Genomic DNA, 827 nt, shown 5'->3' on the forward strand with positions numbered 1-827 from the left:
TATCCGCTGGAAACCATGCTACGCATTCACTGCATGCAGCATTGGTACAACCTGAGCGATGGCGCGATGGAAGATGCTCTGTACGAAATCGCCTCCATGCGTCTGTTTGCCCGGTTATCCCTGGATAGCGCCTTGCCGGACCGCACCACCATCATGAATTTCCGCCACCTGCTGGAGCAGCATCAACTGGCCCGCCAATTGTTCAAGACCATCAATCGCTGGCTGGCCGAAGCAGGCGTCATGATGACTCAAGGCACCTTGGTCGATGCCACCATCATTGAGGCACCCAGCTCGACCAAGAACAAAGAGCAGCAACGCGATCCGGAGATGCATCAGACCAAGAAAGGCAATCAGTGGCACTTTGGCATGAAGGCCCACATTGGTGTCGATGCCAAGAGTGGCCTGACCCACAGCCTAGTCACCACCGCGGCCAACGAGCATGACCTCAATCAGCTGGGTAATCTGCTGCATGGAGAGGAGCAATTTGTCTCAGCCGATGCCGGCTACCAAGGGGCGCCACAGCGCGAGGAGCTGGCCGAGGTGGATGTGGACTGGCTGATCGCCGAGCGCCCCGGCAAGGTAAGAACCTTGAAACAGCATCCACGCAAGAACAAAACGGCCATCAACATCGAATACATGAAAGCCAGCATCCGGGCCAAGGTGGAGCACCCATTTCGCATCATCAAGCGACAGTTCGGCTTCGTGAAAGCCAGATACAAGGGGTTGCTGAAAAACGATAACCAACTGGCGATGTTATTCACGCTGGCCAACCTGTTTCGGGCGGACCAAATGATACGTCAGTGGGAGAGATCTCACTAAAAACTGGG

At 55.5% G+C, this 827-nt stretch carries 1 protein-coding gene; it reads left to right on the forward strand.

From position 1 onward, the window contains the following. Window positions 1–819, forward strand: an 819-nt coding sequence (locus tag HB860_RS21950) for an IS5-like element IS5 family transposase (protein WP_097449338.1), incomplete at its 5' end; no start/stop codon positions are given. Between the last annotated feature and the right edge of the window lie 8 nt (window positions 820–827).

The sequence above is a fragment of the Aeromonas genomosp. paramedia genome, from assembly GCF_023093515.1.
Taxonomy (GTDB): domain Bacteria; phylum Pseudomonadota; class Gammaproteobacteria; order Enterobacterales; family Aeromonadaceae; genus Aeromonas.